The organism is Streptomyces sp. NPDC058295 (genome assembly GCF_042880655.1).
Classification (GTDB): Bacteria; Actinomycetota; Actinomycetes; order Streptomycetales; family Streptomycetaceae; genus Streptomyces; species Streptomyces coriariae.
Window position 1 is genome coordinate 87,237 of sequence record NZ_JBHVYO010000030.1, and the last position, 21,135, is coordinate 108,371.

General features: G+C 71.8%; 22 protein-coding genes. 17 read left to right on the plus strand and 5 right to left on the minus strand.

Annotation, left to right across the window (positions count from 1 at the left end; genetic code table 11):
• Nucleotides 1-115 precede the first annotated feature (115 nt).
• Nucleotides 116-505, plus strand: a complete 390-nt coding sequence (locus tag ACFVYS_RS28705; RefSeq protein ID WP_389506609.1) for a gas vesicle structural protein GvpA — start codon at nucleotides 116-118, stop codon at nucleotides 503-505.
• 254 nt (nucleotides 506-759) lie between these two features.
• On the opposite strand, the gene ACFVYS_RS28710 is transcribed toward ACFVYS_RS28705, so the two are convergent.
• On the minus strand, nucleotides 760-1,362 hold the full coding sequence (locus ACFVYS_RS28710) for a methyltransferase domain-containing protein (protein WP_389506611.1): 603 nt from the start codon (nucleotides 1,360-1,362) through the stop codon (nucleotides 760-762).
• Between the two features lie 244 nt (nucleotides 1,363-1,606).
• On the opposite strand from ACFVYS_RS28710, the gene ACFVYS_RS28715 reads away from it, so the two are divergent.
• From ACFVYS_RS28715 to ACFVYS_RS28745, 7 genes are read left to right on the plus strand one after another with little or no spacing between them, the layout of a single operon-like run.
• Nucleotides 1,607-1,867 (plus strand): acyl carrier protein, encoded by a 261-nt coding sequence (locus ACFVYS_RS28715; protein WP_389506613.1) that lies wholly within the window; start codon nucleotides 1,607-1,609, stop codon nucleotides 1,865-1,867.
• 28 nt (nucleotides 1,868-1,895) lie between these two features.
• Complete coding sequence (locus ACFVYS_RS28720) at nucleotides 1,896-3,176, plus strand: beta-ketoacyl-[acyl-carrier-protein] synthase family protein (RefSeq protein ID WP_389506615.1); 1,281 nt, start codon at nucleotides 1,896-1,898, stop codon at nucleotides 3,174-3,176.
• A complete protein-coding gene (locus tag ACFVYS_RS28725; RefSeq protein ID WP_389506617.1) occupies nucleotides 3,173-4,474 on the plus strand; it encodes a ketosynthase chain-length factor in 1,302 nt (433 codons plus the stop codon). The genes ACFVYS_RS28720 and ACFVYS_RS28725 overlap by 4 nt, the downstream gene beginning before the upstream one ends.
• Complete coding sequence (locus tag ACFVYS_RS28730; protein WP_389506619.1) at nucleotides 4,471-4,758, plus strand: acyl carrier protein; 288 nt, start codon at nucleotides 4,471-4,473, stop codon at nucleotides 4,756-4,758. Before ACFVYS_RS28725 ends, ACFVYS_RS28730 begins: the two co-directional genes overlap by 4 nt.
• Nucleotides 4,759-4,769: 11 nt before the next feature.
• A complete protein-coding gene (gene fabG, locus ACFVYS_RS28735) occupies nucleotides 4,770-5,567 on the plus strand; it encodes a 3-oxoacyl-ACP reductase FabG (protein ID WP_389506621.1) in 798 nt (265 codons plus the stop codon).
• An 18-nt stretch (nucleotides 5,568-5,585) separates the two neighbouring features.
• Nucleotides 5,586-6,557 (plus strand): SRPBCC family protein, encoded by a 972-nt coding sequence (locus ACFVYS_RS28740; RefSeq protein ID WP_389506623.1) that lies wholly within the window; start codon nucleotides 5,586-5,588, stop codon nucleotides 6,555-6,557.
• On the plus strand, nucleotides 6,554-7,498 hold the full coding sequence (locus tag ACFVYS_RS28745; RefSeq protein WP_389506625.1) for an MBL fold metallo-hydrolase: 945 nt from the start codon (nucleotides 6,554-6,556) through the stop codon (nucleotides 7,496-7,498). The genes ACFVYS_RS28740 and ACFVYS_RS28745 overlap by 4 nt, the downstream gene beginning before the upstream one ends.
• Before the next feature lie 262 nt (nucleotides 7,499-7,760).
• Here the strand turns inward: ACFVYS_RS28745 and ACFVYS_RS28750 are convergent, their stop codons facing one another.
• Nucleotides 7,761-8,726 (minus strand): acyltransferase domain-containing protein, encoded by a 966-nt coding sequence (locus ACFVYS_RS28750; RefSeq protein ID WP_389506627.1) that lies wholly within the window; start codon nucleotides 8,724-8,726, stop codon nucleotides 7,761-7,763.
• A gap of 145 nt (nucleotides 8,727-8,871) precedes the next feature.
• On the opposite strand from ACFVYS_RS28750, the gene ACFVYS_RS28755 reads away from it, so the two are divergent.
• The 3 genes from ACFVYS_RS28755 (at nucleotide 8,872) to ACFVYS_RS28765 (ending at nucleotide 11,866) form a co-directional block, all read left to right on the plus strand.
• Nucleotides 8,872-9,807, plus strand: a complete 936-nt coding sequence (locus ACFVYS_RS28755) for a DUF6081 family protein (RefSeq protein ID WP_389506629.1) — start codon at nucleotides 8,872-8,874, stop codon at nucleotides 9,805-9,807.
• 76 nt (nucleotides 9,808-9,883) lie between these two features.
• Entirely contained in the window at nucleotides 9,884-10,789 is a 906-nt protein-coding gene (locus ACFVYS_RS28760; RefSeq protein ID WP_389506631.1) for a nitroreductase/quinone reductase family protein, read from the plus strand.
• A 12-nt stretch (nucleotides 10,790-10,801) separates the two neighbouring features.
• Nucleotides 10,802-11,866 carry an aldo/keto reductase gene (locus tag ACFVYS_RS28765; protein ID WP_389506657.1) on the plus strand — a complete coding sequence of 355 codons (1,065 nt, stop codon included), beginning with the start codon at nucleotides 10,802-10,804 and terminating at the stop codon, nucleotides 11,864-11,866.
• A gap of 89 nt (nucleotides 11,867-11,955) precedes the next feature.
• Here ACFVYS_RS28765 and ACFVYS_RS28770 read toward each other — a convergent pair whose 3' ends face one another.
• On the minus strand, nucleotides 11,956-13,065 hold the full coding sequence (locus tag ACFVYS_RS28770; RefSeq protein WP_389506633.1) for a DUF6081 family protein: 1,110 nt from the start codon (nucleotides 13,063-13,065) through the stop codon (nucleotides 11,956-11,958).
• Between the two features lie 208 nt (nucleotides 13,066-13,273).
• On the opposite strand from ACFVYS_RS28770, the gene ACFVYS_RS28775 reads away from it, so the two are divergent.
• Genes ACFVYS_RS28775 through ACFVYS_RS28785 form a run of 3 tightly spaced genes read left to right on the plus strand, consistent with a single transcriptional unit; the run spans nucleotide 13,274 to nucleotide 15,998 of the window.
• Nucleotides 13,274-14,206 (plus strand): pseudouridine-5'-phosphate glycosidase, encoded by a 933-nt coding sequence (locus tag ACFVYS_RS28775; RefSeq protein ID WP_389506635.1) that lies wholly within the window; start codon nucleotides 13,274-13,276, stop codon nucleotides 14,204-14,206.
• Nucleotides 14,203-15,003 carry an HAD family hydrolase gene (locus tag ACFVYS_RS28780; protein WP_389506637.1) on the plus strand — a complete coding sequence of 267 codons (801 nt, stop codon included), beginning with the start codon at nucleotides 14,203-14,205 and terminating at the stop codon, nucleotides 15,001-15,003. Before ACFVYS_RS28775 ends, ACFVYS_RS28780 begins: the two co-directional genes overlap by 4 nt.
• Nucleotides 15,000-15,998 carry a DUF6081 family protein gene (locus ACFVYS_RS28785; protein WP_389506638.1) on the plus strand — a complete coding sequence of 333 codons (999 nt, stop codon included), beginning with the start codon at nucleotides 15,000-15,002 and terminating at the stop codon, nucleotides 15,996-15,998. Before ACFVYS_RS28780 ends, ACFVYS_RS28785 begins: the two co-directional genes overlap by 4 nt.
• 54 nt (nucleotides 15,999-16,052) lie before the next feature.
• On the opposite strand, the gene ACFVYS_RS28790 is transcribed toward ACFVYS_RS28785, so the two are convergent.
• Both ACFVYS_RS28790 and ACFVYS_RS28795 read right to left on the minus strand, forming a co-directional pair.
• Complete coding sequence (locus ACFVYS_RS28790) at nucleotides 16,053-17,222, minus strand: acyl-CoA dehydrogenase family protein (protein WP_389506640.1); 1,170 nt, start codon at nucleotides 17,220-17,222, stop codon at nucleotides 16,053-16,055.
• Nucleotides 17,223-17,408: 186 nt separating this feature from the next.
• Complete coding sequence (locus ACFVYS_RS28795; protein WP_389506641.1) at nucleotides 17,409-18,923, minus strand: MFS transporter; 1,515 nt, start codon at nucleotides 18,921-18,923, stop codon at nucleotides 17,409-17,411.
• A 211-nt stretch (nucleotides 18,924-19,134) separates the two neighbouring features.
• Between ACFVYS_RS28795 and ACFVYS_RS28800 the strand changes: the two genes are divergently transcribed.
• From ACFVYS_RS28800 to ACFVYS_RS28810, 3 genes are all read left to right on the plus strand, one after another.
• A complete protein-coding gene (locus ACFVYS_RS28800) occupies nucleotides 19,135-19,587 on the plus strand; it encodes a MarR family winged helix-turn-helix transcriptional regulator (RefSeq protein WP_389506659.1) in 453 nt (150 codons plus the stop codon).
• Between the two features lie 110 nt (nucleotides 19,588-19,697).
• Nucleotides 19,698-20,585, plus strand: a complete 888-nt coding sequence (locus ACFVYS_RS28805; RefSeq protein ID WP_389506643.1) for an SDR family oxidoreductase — start codon at nucleotides 19,698-19,700, stop codon at nucleotides 20,583-20,585.
• Nucleotides 20,582-21,055: a nuclear transport factor 2 family protein gene (locus ACFVYS_RS28810; RefSeq protein ID WP_389506645.1), complete on the plus strand. Its 474-nt coding sequence runs from the start codon at nucleotides 20,582-20,584 to the stop codon at nucleotides 21,053-21,055. Before ACFVYS_RS28805 ends, ACFVYS_RS28810 begins: the two co-directional genes overlap by 4 nt.
• Nucleotides 21,056-21,135: the final 80 nt, after the last annotated feature.

Sequence of the window (21,135 nt, forward strand, 5' to 3'; positions counted from 1 at the left end):
TCGTACAGGCGTTTGGTCGCGGGATGTGCGGCTACTAGCACAGTAGTCCGCACCCCACCGAGGAACAGCGCCGACGAGACCACGACGAGACATCAGGGCAAGGGGGTTTGCCGTCATGACCGTGGCGACGCAGCAGGGCGGCGGGGGCGGTTCGAGTGGCCTCTACGACGTCCTCGAGCTCATCCTCGACCGAGGACTGGTGATCGACGCCTTCGTGCGCGTCTCGGTGGTCGGCATCGAGATCCTCAAGATCGACATACGCATCGTCGTCGCCAGCGTCGACACCTACCTCCGCTTCGCCGAGGCGTGCAACCGGCTCGACCTGGAGGCGGGACCACGCAAGCCGGCCGGGCTCCTGGAACTCACGGAGAAGATCACCGAGTCCGGCGCCCGCGGCAAGACCAAGGGAGCGCTGTCCGGCGCCGCGGAGACGATCTTCAGCGCCTATCAGCAGGCCCGGGACGAGGGCCGGAGGCGCCAGGGGACACGGTCCCCGCGCAGATAGAGAAGGCGAGTGACGAGCCCCCGCGTCCGCGGAATCGTCCGCGGAAGCTCCGCGCCCTGCCGCCCTGCCGCCCTGCGGCGCCCTGCCGCGTTCGACGCGGAACGCCGTACCGTCGGGCTTGACTGCCCGGTGGGTGGGAGCCCGGTAGGGCCCCACCCACCGGCGACCGCCTCGCCATGGCCGAGGCGATGTGCCGCCCGCGGGTCACGCTCGCGACACACGATGGGGCGGGTCCGCCCTGCGGAGCCGACGCCTCAGCCCCGGGCCCGACGGGCGAGGATGCCGACCCCGGCGCGGCCCATGCTGCGGCCCTTGACCTCGAGGGTGACGTCCTCGAATCCGGCTTTGACCAGTTCGTCGTGGAGCTGTTCCGGAGTGGTGTTCATCGTGTGGCGGTGATGCACGATGACGAGTCGGCCGCCGGGGCGCAGCACGCGCTGCAACTCCGCGTAGGCCGCCGGACGGTCCCACAGGGTCACGTTGTTGACGGACAGGGCCGCCGAGACCGACTCGTCGGGCAGACCGGTGGCGTCCGCGGTCCCCTCCCGGAGTGTCGCGTGGCCGACCGCTAGGTGCAGGGCACAGCGCTGCCGGGCCATGGCCCGCATCGTGGCCGACGGATCCACCCCGATCGCACGGCCACCCGGCGCGACCGCCTCGGCGGCCAGGGCGAGTCCGATGCCGGGACCCGGTCCCACCTCCAACACCTGCTCGCCCGGTTTCAGGTCGGCGAGTTCGACGCCCCATGCCTCCTGTTCCGCGTTTCCGCGCTGCATGATGGCGCCTCCGATGAGGCCCGGAATTCCACTGGGGCGTCCGAAGACCGGCCCGAGCAGCGTCAAGAGGAGCGAGTTCATCCGGCGGCATCCCAATCTCTGTGAGTGACGTCCCCGGTGTCCGGGGCCGTCCGGGGTGGGCGGAGCGCCCTGTACCGAGGGCCTGGGAAAGCCTCGGGGCCGTTGCTAGAGGCGCGCTGGAGTCCGCCGGCCGATCGGCCCCCGTCGCACGGGAATCCGGGCCCGCCCCACGCGTCCAGCGGTGCTCGACTGCCAGTCGAGCACCGCCGCCGACCGTGACGGCACATCGAACGGAAGGGGCGTCATGAGCGGGTTCACCCTCACCGAATTCCAGAAGGTCGTGGAGCTCTGCTTCGAAGGAGGAGCGGACCTCACCGCTCTTGACGAGACCGTGCTCGGCACGGATTTCGGCGACCTGGGCTTTGACTCCCTGGTCGTCTACGAGATCGCGATGCGTGTACAGGACGAGTACCGGGTCGCCATCCCGGACGAGGCATTCGACGACCTGCGCACGCCGGGCGCGTTCATCGCCTACGTGGACGCCAGGATCCCGGCGGACCGATGACCCACACGCCTTGCGAGGAGCTGCTCCAGTGAGCCGAACAGTCGCCATCACCGGCATCGGGGTCATGGCCCCCAGCGGTGTCGGCCGGAAGGCGTTCTGGGATCTGCTGGTCTCCGGACGTACCGCCACCCGCACCATCTCCAGTTTCGACGCCTCCCGGTTCCGCTCCCGGATGGCGGCAGAGGTGGACTTCTCCGTCGAGCGGCAGAGCCTCACACCGCGTGAGCTGCGGCGTCTCGACCGCGCCGCGCAGCTCGCCGTACTCAGCACCCGCGAGTGCCTGGAGGACAGCGGCCTCGACCTCGACGCGTTTGACCCCGAGCGCATCGGTGTGAGCGTGGGCACCGCCGTCGGCGGCACCACCAGCCTGGAGCGTGAGTACCTGGTGCTCAGCGACAGCGGCCGCCTGTGGGAGGTCGACGGGGCGTATCTGTCGCCGCATCTCTACGACGCCTTCGTGCCCAGCTCCTTCGCGGCCGAGGTCGCGGCGATGGTCGGCGCGGAGGGGCCGACCGCGGTCATCTCCACGGGTTGCACGTCCGGAATCGACTCGGTGGGCCACGCGCGGGACCTGATCGTCGAGGGCGCCGCGGACGTGATGATCGCCGGCGCGGCCGACGCCCCCGTCTCGCCGGTCGCCGTGGCGTGCTTCGACGCGATCAAGGCCACCTCGCCGCGCAACGACGACCCGGAGCACGCCTCGCGTCCCTTCGACCGCACGCGCGACGGATTCGTCATCGCCGAGGGGGCGGCCATGCTCGTCCTGGAGGAACTCGAGCACGCGCGCGCCCGGGGCGCCCACGTCTACGCGGTCATCGGCGGACACGCCTCGCGGTGCAACGCCTTCCACATGACCGGCCTGAAACCCGACGGCCGGGAGATGGCGGACGCGATCACCGCGGCGCTGGACGAGGCACGGCTCGCCCCCGAAGCCGTCGACTACGTCAACGCCCATGGATCCGGCACCAAACAGAACGACCGGCACGAGACGGCGGCCTTCAAGCTGGCGCTCGGCGAGCACGCGTACCGGACACCGGTGAGCTCGATCAAATCGATGGTCGGGCATTCGCTCGGTGCGATCGGCACCATCGAGATCGCCGCCTGCGCCCTCGCCATGCAGTACGGCGCGGTGCCGCCCACGGCCAACCTGCACGAGGTGGACCCCGAATGCGACCTCGACTACGTACCGCTCGAAGCACGCGAACGTGACCTCGGCACCGTACTGACCGTCGGCAGCGGCTTCGGCGGGTTCCAGAGCGCCATGGTCCTCTCCCGGGAGCCGCGCGGTGCGCGAGGAGCGGCGGCATGAACCCGGCCACCACGACGGCCTCACCCGCGGTCGCGGAGCGGCAGGCCGGCGCAGCAGCCGCACCGGTCGTCACCGGCATCGGGGTGATCGCCCCCAACGGCCTCGGCACACCGCAATGGTGGGACGCGACCTTGCGGGGCGAGTCCGGGATCCGCAGGGTTCCAGGGTACGACTCCGCTCGCTATCCCTCGCCGCTCGCCGGTGTGGTCGACGGGTTCGACGCGGCCGCGCTGCTTCCCGGGCGCCTGCTTCCCCAGACGGACCGGGTCACCCGGCTGGCGCTCGTCGCAGCGGACCAGGCCTTGCGGGACTCGGGCGCCGACCTGTCGGCACTGCCCGACTACGCGGCCGGTGTGGCGACCTCCAACGCGACCGGGGGTTTCGAGTTCACCCACCGTGAGGTACGCAAGCTGTGGACCAAGGGACCCCAACACGTCAGCGTCTACGAGTCGTTCGCCTGGTTCTACGCCGTCAACACCGGACAGATCTCCATCCGGCACGGTCTGCGTGGCCCCGGCAATGTGATCGTCGCGGACCAGGCGGGCGGCCTCGACACCTTCGGGCAGGCCCGGCGCATGCTGGGCAAGGGTGCCGCACTGGTGGTGTCCGGCGGGGTCGAATCCGCCCTGGACCCCTGGGGGTTGCTGTCCCACCACTCGGGTGGGCGGCTCTCGGGCGTGCGCGACCCGCTCCGCGCGTACCTTCCGTTCGACGAGGCGGCGGCCGGGCACGTGCCCGGGGAGGGCGGCGCCCTCCTCGTCGTGGAGAGCGCGGCCGCGGCCGCGCAGCGCGGAGCCCGCCAGGTGTACGGGCACCTCGCCGGACACGCGTCCACCTTCGACCCACGGCCCGGTACGGGGCGCCCCCCGGGCCTGGCCCGCGCGGCGCGGCTGGCGATCGCCCAGGCGGGACTGCGGCCCGGAGACATCGACGTGGTGTTCGCCGATGCCGCTGCGCAGCCCGCGCTCGACGACATCGAAGCCGCCGCCGTCGAGGCGCTCTTCGGCCCCTACGGCGTACCCGTGACCGCCCCCAAGACACTCACCGGGCGACTGACCGGGGGAGGCCCGCCCGTGGACGTCGCCGCAGCGCTGCTCAGCATGCGTGACGGCCTGATCCCCCCGACCGCGCACGTCGACCGGCCCGTCCCGCGGCACCGGCTCGACCTCGTGCGCGGCGAGCCCCGCGCGACCCGGGTCCGTGCGGCGCTCGTGCTGGCCCGGGGCCATGGAGGCTTCAACTCGGCTCTGGTCGTCACCGGAGCCGACCGGCGACAAGAAGAGGGAGGCACCTCATGAACGATCAGGTCATCGAAGAGAGCGTCAGGAGAGAACTGCTCTTCACCGACTTCCGTGCGATTCTCGTCGAATGTGCCGGGGACGAGGAGGACTCCCCACTCACCGAAGCCGTGCTCGATGTGCCCTTCACCGACCTCGGGTATGACTCGCTCGCGGTCCTGGAGACGGCGGCGGCGGTCGGCCAGCGCTATGACGTCACGCTGCGGGACGAGGACGTGGCCGAGGCAGTGACGCCGCGGGCCTTCCTGCTACTGGTCAACCACGCCCTGTCGAGCGCCGCTTGAGGAGCCCCGCCATGAACGAAATCTCCACCTCCCCCGTCAAGGGACCCGCACTGGTGACCGGCGCCACCCGGGGCATCGGTCGCTCCGTCGCGCGGGAACTCGCCCGCAGGGGACACCCGGTGTTCCTCTGCGCACGCGACGAGACCGCCGTCGACGAAGAGGTCAAGCGTCTCGCCGATCTCGGACTCACGGCCGCGGGCGCCGCCTGTGACGTGACCGATCCGGCCCGGGTCCGCGGCTGGGTCGAGGCCGCCGTCGAGCGCTTCGGTCCCGTACAGGTGCTCGTCAACAACGCGGGCCGCAGCGGCGGCGGGCCGACCGCGGAACTTCCCCACGAGCTCTGGTACGACGTGATCGACACCAATCTCAACAGCGTCTTCCTGGTCACCCGCGAGGTACTGACCACGGGCGGCATGACCGGTCGCGGCAGCGGACGCATCATCAGTATCGCCTCGACCGGAGGCAAGCAGGGCGTCGTGCTCGGCGCCCCCTACTCCGCCTCCAAGCACGGCGTGGTCGGCTTCACCAAGGCCCTCGGCCTGGAGCTGGCCAAGTCCGGCATCACCGTGAACGCCGTCTGCCCCGGCTATGTGGAGACGGAGATGGCGGGTGAGGTCCGTCGGGGATACGCCGCTCTGTGGGGGACCGACGAACAGACCGTCCTCGAGCGGTTCGAGGCCAAGATCCCGATCGGCCGGTACACGGAGCCCGAGGAAGTGGCCGCGTTCGTCGGCTTCCTCGTGAGTGACGAAGCCGCCGCCATCACCGCGCAGGCGCTCAACGTCTGCGGCGGTCTCGGAAACTACTGACTCGGGAAGGGGTCGGCCATGCCGATCGATTCGACCACCCGGCACAGCGCGGAGCACACGGCGCGCTACGCCGGCCCGGCTCTCCGCGGCTACGGGCTGATCGCCGACGTGACTCGCTGGCCGGTCCTCTTCCCGCCGTGTCTGGCGGGTGAAGTCCTGGAGAGCGACCGGGACTCGGAGCGGATCCGGCTGTGGGCCGTCGTCGGCTCCGGGATCCGCACCTGGACCTCGCTGCGCAAGCTGGACGAGGACCGGTTGCGCATCGACTTCCGGCAGGAGACGCCGGGGCCCCCGCTGGAGTGGATGAGCGGGCACTGGGCGTTCGAAGGGAGCGCCGACGACACGCGCCTGGTCCTCGGACACGAGTGGGTGCTCGCAGCCGGCGCCGAGGACACCGGCGCGACGGTTGCCGAGGCACTGGACCGCAACAGCGAAGCGGAGGTCGAGGCGGTCGTCCGCTGGGCGGGGCATCCCGAGGGCCTCGAAGAACTGCTCTTCACCGTCCGGGACGCATACGTCGTACGGGCGCCGCTGCCCCAGGTCTACGACTTCCTGTACCGGGCGGACCTGTGGCCCTCGCGCGTACCGCACGTCGTCGCCCTCGACCTCCAGGAGGACAGCGAGGTCCTGGTCGGCGGCGCCCACGTGCAGACCCTCGACATGCGTACCCGGAGCGACGACGGGTCCGTACACGGCACCCAGTCGATCCGGCTCTGCTTCCCGGACGAACGCATCGTCTACAAGCAGACGACGGTCCCGCGCGGACTCCTGGGCCACAGCGGCGCCTGGCTGCTGTCGGAAGCCGGTGACGAGACCCATGTCACCGCGGTGCACCAGGCCGCTGTCGATCCCGCCGCGCTGGAGGAGGTCTTCGGGCCGGGCGTCACTCTCGCCGCCGCGCGGGACCGGGCCGCGGCGCTCCTGGCCGGCAACAGCCGGCGCACGCTGGAGCGGTGCGGCACCCACCTGGCGGCGGAGGCGGCCCGGTGACCGGGACCCGCGGGCCGACCTCCACCGCCCACGGGCCAGTCGTCCTGAAGGAGATCGCGGACGGCGTCCACGCCTATCTGCAGGAGACGGACGGCTGGTGTGTCAACAACGCCGGTGTGCTGCTGGACGAGGGCCGGGGACCGGTGGTCGTGGACACCGTCGCCACCGAGGCGCGCGCCCGCCGGCTGGGCGACGCCGTCCGCGGACTCGGCGGCAGCGAGCCCCGCCTGCTCGTCAACACGCACTTCCACGGGGACCACACGTTCGGCAACGCGCTGGTCGGCGGTGCGGGCACGGTGGTCGTGGCGCACGAACGCGCCCGGCAGGAGATGGCGGCCGCCGGGCTGGGGCTCACCGGACTGTGGCCGGGCGTCGACTGGGGCAAGGTGGAGCTGCGGCTGCCCGACCAGACGTACGACGGTCGCATGGACCTGCACCTCGCGCGGCGGACGGTGCAGCTGCTCCACCCCGGGCCGGCCCACACCACCGGAGACACACTCGTGTGGCTACCCGAGGACCGGGTGCTGTTTGCGGGGGACATCGTGATGTCGGGGTGCACGCCGTTCCTGCTGATGGGATCCCTGCACGGATCCCTGAGCACCATCGCCTTCCTGCGCGAGCTCGCACCGCGCGTCGTGGTCGGTGGGCACGGGCCCCTGAGCGGGCCGGAAGTGCTCGACGAGACGGAACGCTACCTGCGCTGGCTGCTCGCGACGGCCGAGGGGGCGAAGGCGGCCGGACTCGCTCCGCTGGAGGCGGCGCGCCAGCTCGGCGCCCACCCCTACCAGCACTGGACGGACCCCGAGCGGCTCGTGGGCAACCTGCACCGCGCGTACGCGGAGTCGAACGGCGGCCCGTACGGTGAACCCCTCGACGTGGTGGGAATCTTCAGCGAGATGGTGGAGTTCAACGGCGGTCGGCTGCCCACGTGTCACGCGTGACCGGCCTACCGCTCCCGGAACCGCATAGAGCACAGGCGGGTACATCCCCGTGGGAGATCGTGCTGTTCAGCGCGAAGGAGGCCGCGTACAAGGCATGGTCGGCGCACGGCCGCCGCCCCACCCTGCGGGAGGCACAGGGGTCCGGCACGCCCGGCTCGCGGTGCCACGCCTGACCGGGCGTACGCGTTGGCGTCGGGGCTGGTCGTGACCGTGCCGTTCCGCGCGGCCCGCACCGGCGCTGAGCCCTGAGCCGCCGCCGTGCTCACGCCTCGACGGCCGCCATGGCCCGGGCGAAGGCGTCGGCGTCCGCGGGCCCGCCCGTCTCCCGGACCGGGGCGAGCAGGGGCAGCACCCTGGACGCCCCGGACCGGACGGCGGGATGCCGGCGAGCCGGGGCGCCGAGCGAACGGTCGGGCGCCGCGTCGAGGAGCAGCAGCCCGGGATCGGTGCCCCAGGTGTCGAGCAGCGACTCGAGCGCGGGCCAGTACCGCACGGGCAGGGCGAGCTGGTCGGCCCAGAACGCGGCGTCCACCGCCTCCCGTTCGCGCAGCGGTCGTGCCGTGCGGCCGGACACCACGACGGCGCGGGCGGGGGCCGGACGCAGAGCCGCAACTTCCACGGCGAAGCGCCGGGCGGTGGCCTTCATCGCGGGGGTGTGGAAAGCGTGTTCCGAGCGCAGCCGCAGCACGGTGCGGCCGGCGGTCGTCAGCAGGTCGCGTACCCGTTCCAGGGCGTCGAGCGGTCCGGCGAGCACCGTCTGCCGCGGGCCGTTGACCGCGGCGACCGCGACCGGGCCCAGTGCGACGGGCAGGTCGTCCGGAGCGGCGGCCACCGCGAGCATCCCGCCGCGGCCGTCGTCTCCCAGCACCTGTGTCCGAACCGATGCGAGCTGGCCCACGTCGGAGTGCCGGAACACCCCCGCCAGACAGGCGGCGGCGAGTTCACCGACGCTGTGCCCGAGCAGCAGCCGCGGTGGACCGGAGGTGGCCGCGACCGCCCTGCCGAGGGCGTAGCCCACACCGAGCAGCAGCGGCTGGGCGACCTGTGCCTCGTCGAGGCCCGGATGCGGTGCACGATGCAGCCACTGCGCGGCCAGCCGGTCGCCTGCCGCGCCGAGCGAGCCGAAGAACTCGTTCATGGTCCTGGTGAATTCCTCCTGTACGTCGTACAGACCCGCCGCCATGCGCTCGCGCTGACCACCCTGGCCGGGAAGCAGCAGCACGGTCATTCGCCGGTCCACTCGGGACCCCCTTCCGTCGGGTCGCTTCCGTGGACGGTGTGGGCCGCCGCTCGATCCGGAGTGGACGCAGGCTCAAGCGGATCTCGTTGCGGCGTCCGGACACTGACGCCCCGACGACGAGCCCGGAGGGATCATGGAGCAGCTGTTCGACGACGATTTCCGCGACGGCCTCGGCGGCGCCTGGGAGGTGCCGCCGCTTCAGAAGACGGTCGTGCGATGGGCCGCCGGCGCCCTGACGGTCGAGCCGGCCGGCGCCGATCCGGTGACGGGAGAGCCCGCGTTCGCGCCCCTGGCCGACGGGAGTGGGGTCGGGTCGGGGCCGGAAGGGCACCTCAAGTGGGTCGCTCTGGTGCGCGGCTCCCAGGACGGCTCGCGGGGATTCGCGGTCCCCGACGGCGGGAGCGTCGAGTGCACGGCGACCCTGTCGGCGCGCGTCCTCGGCGGCGCACAGCAGCCTTTCGGGGACGCGGTGCCCGATCCCGACGACGACGTACGACTGGCCACCGCGGCGCTGATCACCATGGACCCTGCCACGCACGTGGTCTGCGACTTCCTGCTCACCAACACCCGCGTCCACGCCCTGTACGAGCGTGTGCCGTCCCCGGGTGCGCGCTATGCCTCGTTCTCCTACGCCGTACCGGTCGCCAACCGTCGTCCCGGGCAGTGGCACCGGCTCTCGGTCCGGTTCGAGGCGGGTGGTACGCGCGTGGTGTGGGCGGTGGAGGGCGCGGAGGTCCTACGGATCGACCGTCCCGGGCACCGCCTCGCGGACCGGCGGCACATGCTTCTCGACCACGGTGGAGAGGAAGGGGAGCCGGTGCGGCTGGGCCGGATGGTTCCCGCGCTCGGCCTGCTCACCCTGCTGGACGGGGCGGGCCCCGACGGCCGGGGTCTGGTCCGTCCGGCGCCCGGTGGCCCACCCGCTTTCGCACCGCGGAGCGGGGCGCCGCGGCCTCAGGAGTTCGTGGCCGACACGGACCTGGCGAGGTGGTCGTCGTGGAGTTCGGGCGCGGTGCTCGGGGTGCGTCGCCTGACGGTGCGAGCCGCGGTTGACAGCGCGGTGCGGTGATCCTAGATTCGTCATTGAGTTTGCTTTCAAAGCAAATAAAAAAATCCTCTGTACCGACAGTCCGACGGAGACTCTCATGACTGAAGAGCAGACAGGCAGCGGTCTGAGCTGGAACGAGCGCGTCATCCAGGAGTTCCGGGCGAACAACGGCCGGGTGGGCGGAATGTTCGAGGGGGCGCCCATGGTGGTGCTGACCACGATGGGCCGCAAGACCGGCCGACCGCATGTGAACCCCGCGATCTACTACAAGGACGGCGACCGCTACCTCGTCTTCGCCTCCAACGCCGGACGTGCCACCAATCCGGACTGGTACCACAACCTGCTGGAGAGCCCCCAGGTCACGATGGAGATCGGCACGCAGGAGGGCGCTGTCAGGCCGTTCGCCACCCGGGCCCAGGTCCTGGAAGGGGAGGAGCGCGACCGGTACTGGGAGGCGCAGTGCTCGATCGACGCGACGTTCCGTGACTACGAGGCGAAGGCCGGCCGGACCATTCCAGTGGTCGCGCTGCACCCGCTGAACCTCGGTGTGATCACGGACCGGAGCCGGATGATCGGCGCCCAACTCACCAAGCACCATGCGGACTTAAGGGCGGAACTTGCTCGTGTCCGCGCGGCGGTCGACGAGACCCTCAGCGCGGACGGAGCGACCGCGCTGCCCGCCGCCGACCTCGCGGAGCAGCTGCGCCGACGCTGCCTGACGTACTGCTACGGGCTGCAGATGCACCACATCCGGGAGGACGGCTCGTTCTCCGCCTTCGAGGACCGGTTCCCCCACCTCGTCCCGGCCATCGGCCGCCTGCGGGCCGAGCACAAGGTGGTCGAGGACGCGCTGGCCGAGTTCGAGGAGCTGCTGAACAAGGGCGGCTTCGACAAGCCGGAAGAAGTGGAGCGGCTGCGTGCGGAACTGGACCGGGTCGTGAGCGGCCTGGAGGACCACTTCCGCTACGAGGAAGAGACGCTGTTGCCCGCCCTGGAGGGCTGACCCATGACCGAGATGCGCTACCGGGTGCTGGGCAAGACAGGGCTACGGGTTTCCGAACTCGCCCTGGGCACCATGACCTTCGGGGACGACTGGGACCTCCCCGAGGATCGTCCGGGCAAGCTCCTGGAGCAGTTCGCCGAGGCCGGCGGCAACGTGATCGACACCTCCAACGAGTACGGGCGCGGCAGCGCCGAATCCACCCTCGGCGCACTCCTGCGCGACCGGCGCGACGCCTTCGTGCTCACCACGAAGTACACCCTTCAGGTCCGCCCGGGAGACGTGAACGCCGCGGGCAACCACCGCAAGAACCTGGTGGTCTCGCTGGAGGACAGCCTGCGCCGCCTGAGGACCGACCACATCGACATGCTGTGGGTGCACGCCCGAGACACCCTCACCCCGGTGGCGGAGGTCATGCGGGCCCTGGACGACCAGGTGCGGGCCGGCAAAGTGCTCTACACCGGGGTCTCCAACTGGCCGGCCTGGGAGATAGCGCAGGCCAATACCCTGGCGGAGGAACGCGGTTGGACCCCCTTTGCGGCCATGCAGGTCCACTACAACCTGCTGGACCGCGCGGCCGAGAACGAGTTCCTGCCGATGGGGCACGCCTTCGATCTGCCGGCGTTCGTCTGGGGCCCGCTCGCCGACGGGCGGCTGACCGGCAAGTACCTCAGGGGCGAACAGGGCCGCCTGGACAAGGTTGCCTGGGGGAGGGCCCGCGGCGACGGGGACGACGTGGTGCGCGAGGTGGTACGGATAGCCGAGGAGCTCGGGCGCCCACCCGCCCAGGTCGCCCTCGCCTGGCTGCGGTCCCGGCCCGGCACCGTGATCCCGGTGATCGGGGCCACCACCGAGGAGCAGCTGCGGCAGAACCTCGGAAGCGTCGATCTCGAACTGGAGCGCGCCCACCTCGCGGACCTGGACAAGGCGACCGCGGTGCCCGCCGGATATCCGCACCTGTTCCTGCGCTTCCCCGCCATGACCCGCATGATCTACGGCGAGCACTGGCAGCGCGTCGACGACCGCCGTACCACCACACGGCGCGCCGTCACCGATGACCTGTTCCGTACGGCGGACTGAGCGCCCCCTCATGACGGCGGACCCAGCGCCCCTCATGACGCGACGCCCGGTCGGGAAAGTTCCGGCCGGGCGTCGCGTCGGTGATCAGCTCACTCCGAGGTGGTGATGCTGAAGGACCGCACCTTCAGCGTGACGCCCTGACCCCACAGCCGGTTCCTGAGCAGGCTCTTGTCGTCGTGGAACGTCTGCGGCGCGGGAGCACCCTCGGCCGGGTCGTAGTAGAAGTCCGCGCTGTCCTCCAGGCGCACCAGACCTGCCTTGTCGCGGTCGCCGACGCCTCCGCCGCCGTCCAGCAGGTTGCCGGTCGCCAGACCGCACTGCACCGAAGAGGCCTTGACCTGCTCCTGCGGGCCACCGTGCTCGATGCGCAGGTACTTGGAGGCGAAGGCCTTGGTCCCGATCCGGTCGGTGGACAGCACGGTCTTGCCGTTGACCAGCCAGCTGACCCTTTTGCCGCCCTCGTCGTAGCGGATCCGCAGCTTCACGGGCTTGTTCGCGGTGCGCTTGGCGACCGGGACCGAGTAGTGGAACGCCGCGTAGGCACCGCCCTCCACCGGGAGCCGCTCGTAGACCGCGTGCACTTCGTGGTTGGTCACCGAGAAGTTGGCCACGGTGTGGGTGGCGTGGTCGACGGTGATGACGGTGGCGCTGGCCAGTCGGGGGTCGGACTGGGGGTCGCTCACCGCTTTGCCGAACGGCTGCTGGTCGACGCCCTCCGCCTTGACGGTGACGTCCGCCGAGCAGTTCCAGGCCCCGGTCGCAGGGATCGGGAACCCGTTCGCCGCAGACACGCGGGGCTGGGCCACCCACTTGAGGTGGTCGCCGGTACCGCCGCCGAACCCGGAACCGTTCTGGTCGGTGGTGGCGGCGAACGCGGGGCGGCCCGTGCGCGGGTTGCGGCCCGTCGGCACCACGGTGATGCCGTCGGCGCCGGACGTGATGACCCCGTCGCCCTGCGCCAGCGTGCCGTCCGGGGTGTTGGCCGAGCCGAGCTGCCAGGTCTGCGATGCGTCGAACCCCTTGCTGAAGTCGTCCTGGAAGAGGATCTTCTCCGAGCGCGACGCGCCGGTCTGCTCGGCGGCGCCGGCACCACCGGTGAGGGTGAGGGCCGAGCACGCGGTGGCCGCGGCCACCAGGGCCACGGCCGCCCGGCGTGACCGGACCAAGGGGCGGCGGGTGCTACCAGCCTCTGCGGGCATGAGATCTCCTCAGATCAGTCCGTCGGATGCGCAGGCCGGTACGTCCCGCGCGGCAGCACCGTGACAACCGCCTCTCGATTACCGCTCGAACCACCCGACCCGGCACACGACGAAGGTTCCAGCGGGGTTCGAGCCGTGCTGCCCACGATGTGCGCGAAAAAAGTGAGCCCCTCTGTCCCCGCACGCACACGGAAAGGACGGCAGACACATGGACGGCATGGATCCGTTTCTGGACGTCTCCGAGGAAGTGGCCACCGCCCTCGCTGAGGAGCGGCCGGTGGTCGCTCTGGAGTCCTCCCTGATCACCGCCAGCCCCTCGCTCGAACTCCCGCTGGCCATCGAGAAGTCCGTACGGGACGCGGGCGCCGTACCGGCCACGATCGGCGTCGCCGGAGGGCGTCTGCTGGTGGGCATGGACTCCGAACAGATCGAGCGCGTTCGCAGCGCCGCACACGTGCAGAAGGTGAGCGCACGGGAGTTGGGCGCAGCGCTGGCAGGCGGTGGCCTCGGTGCCACCACCGTCGCGGGCACGATCGTCGCCGCCGAGCGGGTGGGCATCGAGGTGTTCGCCACCGCGGGAATCGGCGGGGTGCACCGGGGAGCTCAGCAGACCTTCGACATCTCGCCCGATCTGCTCCAGTTCACGCGTACCCGGATGACCGTCGTGTCGGCCGGAGCCAAGAGCATCCTGGACGCCCGGCTGACCGCCGAGTACCTGGAGACGGCCGGGGTCCCCGTCTTCGGCTACGGCACCGACCGGCTGCCGCGGTTCTACGTGCGGGGCGGCGATATCCCGGTGACCCGCATCGACGACCTGCGTGCGGCCGCCCGGGCGATCCGTGCCCACTGGTCGCTCAACGGCCGCAGCGCGGTCCTGCTGACCGTTCCGGTGGACGAGGCGGAGGCGGTCGACGCGGCCTTGGTCGAGGAGGCCATCGCGGGCGCCCTGGCGGAGGCCGAGCGGACCGGGGTCACCGGCAACAAGGTCAGTCCCTTCCTGATGCGTGCGGTGTCCAGGGCCACCGGCGGCCGCACCGCCGCCGCCGGCCGTTCGATCCTGCTGGGCACCGCGCGCGTCGCGGGTGAAGTGGCCGTCGGTCTCGCCGCCGAGCGCGCCGGGACCGTGCGGGCGCAAGGGTGACCCCGGCACCGCAGGGCCCGGGCACCCCCGTGGCCGGGCTCGTCCTGGACCTCGACGGCACCCTTGCCGACACTCCGCGGGCCATCACCGCGATCATGCTGAAGATCCTGGCCGACCGGGGCGTACCGACGGACGAGGCGGTGCTCCGCTCCATGGTCGGCCGCCCTCTGGAGCAGAACTTCGCCCAGCTGCTGGGATGCGCGCCGGACGCCCCCGAGATCGCTTCGGTCCTGGCCGCCTACCGTGACCTGTTCCGGGCTCACCTGGAGGGCATCGACCCCGCCGCGCTCGCCTACCCCGGAGTCGTCGAGGGGCTGCGCCGGGCGAGGACCCGAGGTCTGCGGCTGGGGCTCGCCACCTCCAAGCCCCGGCGCGCGGCGGAGCGGATGCTGGCCCTGATGGGAGTCGCCGACCTGTTCCAGGTCGTGGCGGGGGACGACAGCGTGCGGCACAGCAAGCCCGACCCGGAAATGGCCCGTCTGGTCGCCGACGGACTGGGACTCCCGCCCGGCCGCTGTGTGGTCGTGGGGGACGGAGTCGCGGACATGGCGATGGGCCGCGCCGCCGGCATGCGAGTCGTCGGGGTCTCCTACGGGGCCGCCACCCCCGCCGAACTGAAGGCGGCGGGCGCCGAAGAGGTCGTGGACTCCTTCGCCGCTGTCCTGGCACTCGTGACCGGACCCACCGCAGGCGGCCCGACAGCAGACAGCCCGGCGGACGACGGCTCGCCCTCCGACAACTCGCCTTACGACAGCCCGCTCTGCAACAGCTCGACAGACGACAGGGAGTCATCATGACCCAGCCGATCGCCGACCGTGCCACCGTCCTGTGGCAGGACGACTTCAGCGAAGGGGTGCGGACCGGCGGACCTCAGGCGCCGTGGCGCTTCGTCCAGGCCAGCGCCGAACTCATCGCCGACGACGCGGTGATCAGCACGGACGCCGAGGGTCTGCGTCTGGTCGCGCGGGGCCGCAATCCGCGTACCGGCGAGCCCGCCTTCACCCGTACGGTCGCCCGGGAGACCGGTGAGCCCGGGTCCATTCCCGGCTTCGCCGACCACGCGAAATGGATCGCCTACGTCAACCGGCAGTCCGCAGCGGGGTTCCAGGGGTTCGACACCGAGCCCGGTCGCGTTCTGTCCGTCGAGGCCGTCGTCTCCGGCCGTACCTACGGCACCGCGGACCACCCCTTCGGTGACGCGGTCGCCGACCCGGACGACGACCTCCGGCTCGCCGGGGCGATGCTCAACACCATCGATCCGGAGACCTCCGTGGCCTTCGACTTCGTCCTCACCAACAAGCAGGTGTACGCCTTCTACGGCCGGACGAACTTCGCCCGGCGCCACCTCGGTGACTACGGCTCCTTCGCGAACACGGTCCCGTTGGCCCGCCGTTCGCCCGGCGACCGGCACCGGGTGAGGATCGCCCATGACCGGTCGGCCGGAACCGTGCGCTGGATTCTGGACGGCGAGACGGTGCTGACGGTCGACCGTATCGGCCACCCCCTGGAGCGGGACACGCTCACTCTCGACGAGGGCGGTGCGCTGACCGTTGTGGAACCACGTCAACTCAGCTTTGGCATGGGCTTGTTGAGCCTTCTCGACGGCTCCTGGCCCACTGGCCGCGGACTCGTCCGGCTCTCCCGGGCGACCACGTACTACCGGCCCCATCAGGGGGCGCCGGCCGAGCAGAGCTTCGTGGACGAGGACAGCGCCGAGAGCAGCAGGCTCTTCGGCCAGGGCGCCGAACTCCGCATCAGCGACTACGTCGTGTCGAGCGAACCCGCCTCCTGAACGGGATGCAGTGAGGGGCCGCCGACGTTCGGCGGCCCCTCACTGCATGCCCAGTCAGGACCGGTCGCCCACCGGTACCGCGAGGCGGGCCGCACCGAACCGCCGGCCGGCCGGCTCCCATTTGAGGACGGCATGACCCGCCGCGGTGTTGGCGTCCCGCCAGAACCGCTGCAGGGGGCCGCTGAGGGACTGGGCCCCGGTGCCGCCCGTGCGCTGGAGCCGGTTGACGGCGTCGAGCAGGAGGTCCACCGCGACGACGTGGTCACGCTGCGCGCGGGCCCCGGCGAGTTCCGTGTCCAGCACGCCCAGGTCGGCGTCGCGTGCGGCCCGGATCAGGAGCAGTTCGGCCGCGTCCGCCTGGGCGGAGCTGCGAGCCAGGTCGAGCTCGGCCGATACCGCGGGCGGCTGGGCGGCGTTCGTCGCCGCCCGCTTGTGCGCCGTGGTCCGCGTCCAGGTGTCGAGGGCGCCGCGGACGGCACCGAGCACCGGCGCCGCGAAGGTCAGGCCGCTGACGTTCTTGTGCGGGACGGACAGCGAGCCCGGGCCGCCGCCCTCCGGTTCCTGACCTGAGGTCAGTTCCCGCACCAGGAAGGTGTGTTCGGCCGGCACGAAGACCTCGTCGAGGACCAGTGTGTCACTGCCCGTGCCGCGCATGCCGACCGTGTCCCACGTCCGCTCGATGCCGTAGGCGGCTCGCGGCACCAGGAGGAAACGCGTCTGCGACCGCCCGGAGGCCAGGGGGACCTGTGCCGCGAGGAGCGCGAAGTCGGAGTAGTGCACGGCGCTCACATAGGGCCAGCGACCGGCGAGCAGCCAGCCGCCCGATGCCGTACGCGCCGTGCCGCCGGGCACCAGGGCGCCGACCACGAGGGAGTCCGGACCCTGCGCCCACACCGTGCGCCGTCCTTCCTCCGGCAGGAACGCCGCCATGCGGGAGAGCGAGGCGAGGATCGCGGCGCACCAGCCGGCCGAGGGGTCGCCGCGCGACACGTCGGCCACGGCCGTCAGGCAGTCCTCGAAACCGCCCTCGTGCCCGCCCCACCGCGAGGGCACGAAATGGCGGGCGAAACCGGCTTCGCGGAGGGCTTCGACCACCTCGGGGTGAAGCTGCTTCTCCCGTTCCGCGTACGGTGCGTGCCGGGCGGCCAGGGCGGACGCCACCTGCGGGCGTGGTCCGTTCGGCTGCCGGGCGGGTGCCTGGTACGTCGTCATCGTGTCCGGCACGAGTCCTCCCCACGGGCGGGCCGCCGTGCTGTGTGCGGCGGCCGGGAGGGCAGCGTCGGCCGACGAGGTCGAAGCTGCCTCGACAGCGGCTGGACCAACGCGCGGCGATGTCGCCGGCCGTCTCTCCCCGCAGGGAGCGGCGGCCGGACGTCACCCCGGCACCGGGGGAGGCCGGGCCGGGGTGCCTCAGTCGGTCGTCCGCCGGGAGGCCAGCGATTCGGACGCGTCGTCGGTGTCCTTCGGCCTCTCCTCCTCACCGTCCGTGGCGGCACTCGGCTGTTGCTTCGGCCGGGCACCGCCCGCGGAGGCGAACATCAGGCGCCCCGGCGGGAGGATGAGCGCGGCGGGGGACGCGAGCAGGTACAGGATCACGACCGTCACCAGACCGGCCACCGCCGAGTCCACGGCTCCGTCGTGGTCGTCCAGAGATCCGAAGTAGACCGTGCCCACGACGGCGATGCCGACGGCCACACCGATCTGGATGGCGGTGTTGACCAGCGCGGCGGCGGAGCCGGCGAGCCGACCCGGGGTCTTCGCCAGCACGGTGGCGATGAGGACGCCGGACGTCATGGAGACCCCCAGGCCCGCGATGAGCATCCCGGGCACCAACTGCCAGGAGTTCAGGTCCTCGCCGGAAGCACGGACGGCGAGCAGGTTGATGCCCATGCCGATGGCCGCGAGCAGCGAACCGACGACGGCGACCGGTCGGCCGTACTGGCGGATCTTCGGGGCGAAGGGGCTGAAGAGGCCGACACCCACGGCGAACGGGATCATGGTCAGCGCGGTGTGCAGGGGGCTGAAGCCGAGTCCGCTCTGCAGGTGCACGGTGATCACCAGGGTGTAGCCGGTCCCGGCGAAGAACAGCACGGCGACGGACAGACCGCCCATCGGCGCGCGTTCCCGGAGCAGCCCGGGGTCGATGAGCGGTGCGTGGCCGCGCCGCACCACGCTCTGCTCGTAGCGTCCGAAGAGCCACAACAGGAGCGGGCATGCCGCCATCAGCGTGAAGGTCCACCAGGGCCAGCCCATGGTGCGGCCCTCGACCAGGGGGTAGAGAAGGGCGAGCACGGCGAGTGTCGCGATGGCGAGGCCACGTACGTCGGTGGTGGCGGCGCGCTCGGCGCGGGATTCGCGGGCCAGGACGAAGGTGCCGATCAGTGCGGCGAGACCGATGGGGATGTTGACGAAGAAGATCGGCCGCCAGTCGAGCCCGAACAGGTCGGCGTTCAGGATCAGCCCGCCGATGAGCGGACCCGCGACGCCGCCGATGGAGAAGTTGAGGCCGAAGAGGGTGGCGGCCTTGTGCTGCTCCTCCGGGGGGAACTCGACCCGGAGCATCGCCAGCACCTGCGGCACCATCAGGGCGGCCGAGGCTCCCTGGGCGATCCGCGCGCCGACCAGCATCTCGGCGTTGACGGCGAGGCCGGTGAGGGCGGAGGTCAGAACGAACGCGGCCAAGCCCGCCTGGAAGATCCGTAACCGCCCGAACCGGTCGCCGAGGCGGGCCGCTGTGATCATTCCGGAGGCGAAGGCCAGTACGTAACCCGCCACGGCCCATTCGAGCTGGGTCGTCGACGCCCCGAGATCCCGGCGCAGCGAGGGGAGTGCGACGTTGATCACGGTCGTGTCGACCAGATCCATGAAGGCTGCGGACAAGGTGACGACGAAGGCCGCCCAGCGCCGGGGGTTGTACGTGGCCATGTCCGATGTGGGTGGGTGGGAAATCGACATCGACCGTCCCTTTCTTGATCGGGCCCGGAACGCGGGTGTCCGGTATCGTGGAGAACAGAGAGATGATTTGCTTTGAAAGCAAAGGTATTGGGGGTGGCGGCCGATGTCAACGCAGCACGGGGCGCGACGAGTTCAGCGGAACCGGCCCGACGCCGACGTGGGCGTGGCCGATGACGAGGGAATGAGCCGGGACGACGCCGTGCGGGCGATGCTCGTGCTGATGCCGCGCGTGGCGCAGCGGCTGAAGCGGACGACCGTCCCCGAGAAGCTGCGGACGCTGAACCTCGCCCCCCGGCACCTCTCGCTGCTGTCGCATCTCGTCTTCGACGGCCCGGCCCCGGTGAACGAGCTTGCCGCCCGCCTCGAGGTCGCGCCGACGACGGTGAGCCTGATGGTCGCGGACCTGAGCCGCCAGGGGGTCGTCGAGCGCAAGCCGGACCCGGCCGACCGCCGCCGCACGATCGTCTCCATCTCCGACGACCCGGAGACCCGCGAGGCGATCAACGGATGGCTCGCCAAGGGCGCCAGCTCGTGGGAGGCGGCGCTCGACCCGCTGACACCCCAGGAACGCGCCATGTTCGTACGGACCATGACGGCGTACGAGAGCGGAGCGTCGGCCGGCCAGAAGGAGTGACGGCGGCGCCGGAGTCGACGAGCGGTTCTGGAGTGTGATTCGAGCGGGCGTTGGTCTGCTGCTCCCGAACGGCGGGCGGACGGCCCGCCTCGCACTCCGGGAGGACGCGCATGCCCGACTCCGTGCTGGTCACCGGGGCCACCGGAACCGTGGGACGTCATCTCACCGAGCTGCTGTGCGGCCGTGCCGTGCCCGTGCGTGCGATGGTCCGCGACACCGGGCGGGCCGCCGCGGTGCTGCCCGCCGCGGCCCGGACCGTGCCGGGAGACCTGACCGACCCCGCCGCCGTGGCCGACGCCCTCGACGGCGTCCGCACCGCCTTCGTGGTGCTCGCCGACGACGCGGGCGAGGCCTTCGCGCAGGCCGCCGAGAAGGCCACCGCGCTGCGGCATCTGGTGGTCGTCTCCGCGGACGCGCCCCAAGACTCCGCGCACCGGGGGCCGCTGTTCGCCAGGCACGCGGACGGCGAGACACGACTGCTCGCCACCGGCGTGCCGGTCACCGTACTGCGGCCCGCCCCGTTCGCGACGCAGGCGCTCGCCTGGGCGGCGGACCTGGCGGTCGGGGACACGGTGGGCGTGGTCCACCCCGACCTGGCGGTGCCGGTGATCGACCCGCGGGACGTGGCCGAGGCGGCCGCCGCCGTGCTGCGGGGCCCCGCGCCGGTGCGTCGGCGGATTCTCGCTCTCTCCGGGCCGGACCTGCTCGACGTCCCGGCGCGGGTGGACATCATCGGCGCCGTCCTCGGCCGGCGGCTGAGCGTGACGCGCCTGGAGCCGGACGCGTGGGTGGCCCGCGTCGTCGGGCGCGTCCCGGCGGCCTACGCCCGGGGCCTGCTGGACGTGGAGCGCTATCTGTACGAGCGCCGGCTGCCGGTCGTGCCGACCGTGCGGCAGATCACCGGGCGGCCACCCCGGCCCTTCCGTACCTGGGCCGAGGACCATGCCGCGGCATTCGGCGCCCCCGTCCGGGGGCGGTCATCGAAGGAGGCACCATGAGCACCGCAGCGCACCCAGCAACTCCCTCGTCCATTCGGCGGACCGCCCGATCGGGGCTCTACGCGGAGGTCCAGCTCTTCTACGCGCGCCAGGTCCACCACCTCGACGCGGTGCGGGCCGAGGAGTTCGCCGCCACCTTCGCCGAGGAGGCCGTGTTCGCGCACTCGCCGGACGCGCCCGCGGTGAGCGGGCGCGTGAACATCGCCCGGGAGGTGCGCGACTACAACGAGCGGCGCTTCGCGGCCGATCCGGTGCAGCGCCGGCACTGGTTCACCATGCTCGACGTGGAGGAACAGGCTGACGGCTCCGTGCACACCGAGTTCTACGCGCTCGTGGGCACCACCCGGCCCGGCGAACCGCGTCCGGTGATCTCACCCAGCTGCATCGTGCGGGACGTGCTCGTCCGCGAGGACGGCGAACTGCGGACTCTGCGGCGCAAGGTGACGCAGGATCAGGAACTCCTCGGCTGAGACGTCCCCGGCGTTCCGGCGGCACGGCCGGACCGCGCTGGGGGGCCGGGCGCCCACGCCCCCGCCCCCCCCGCGGGTGC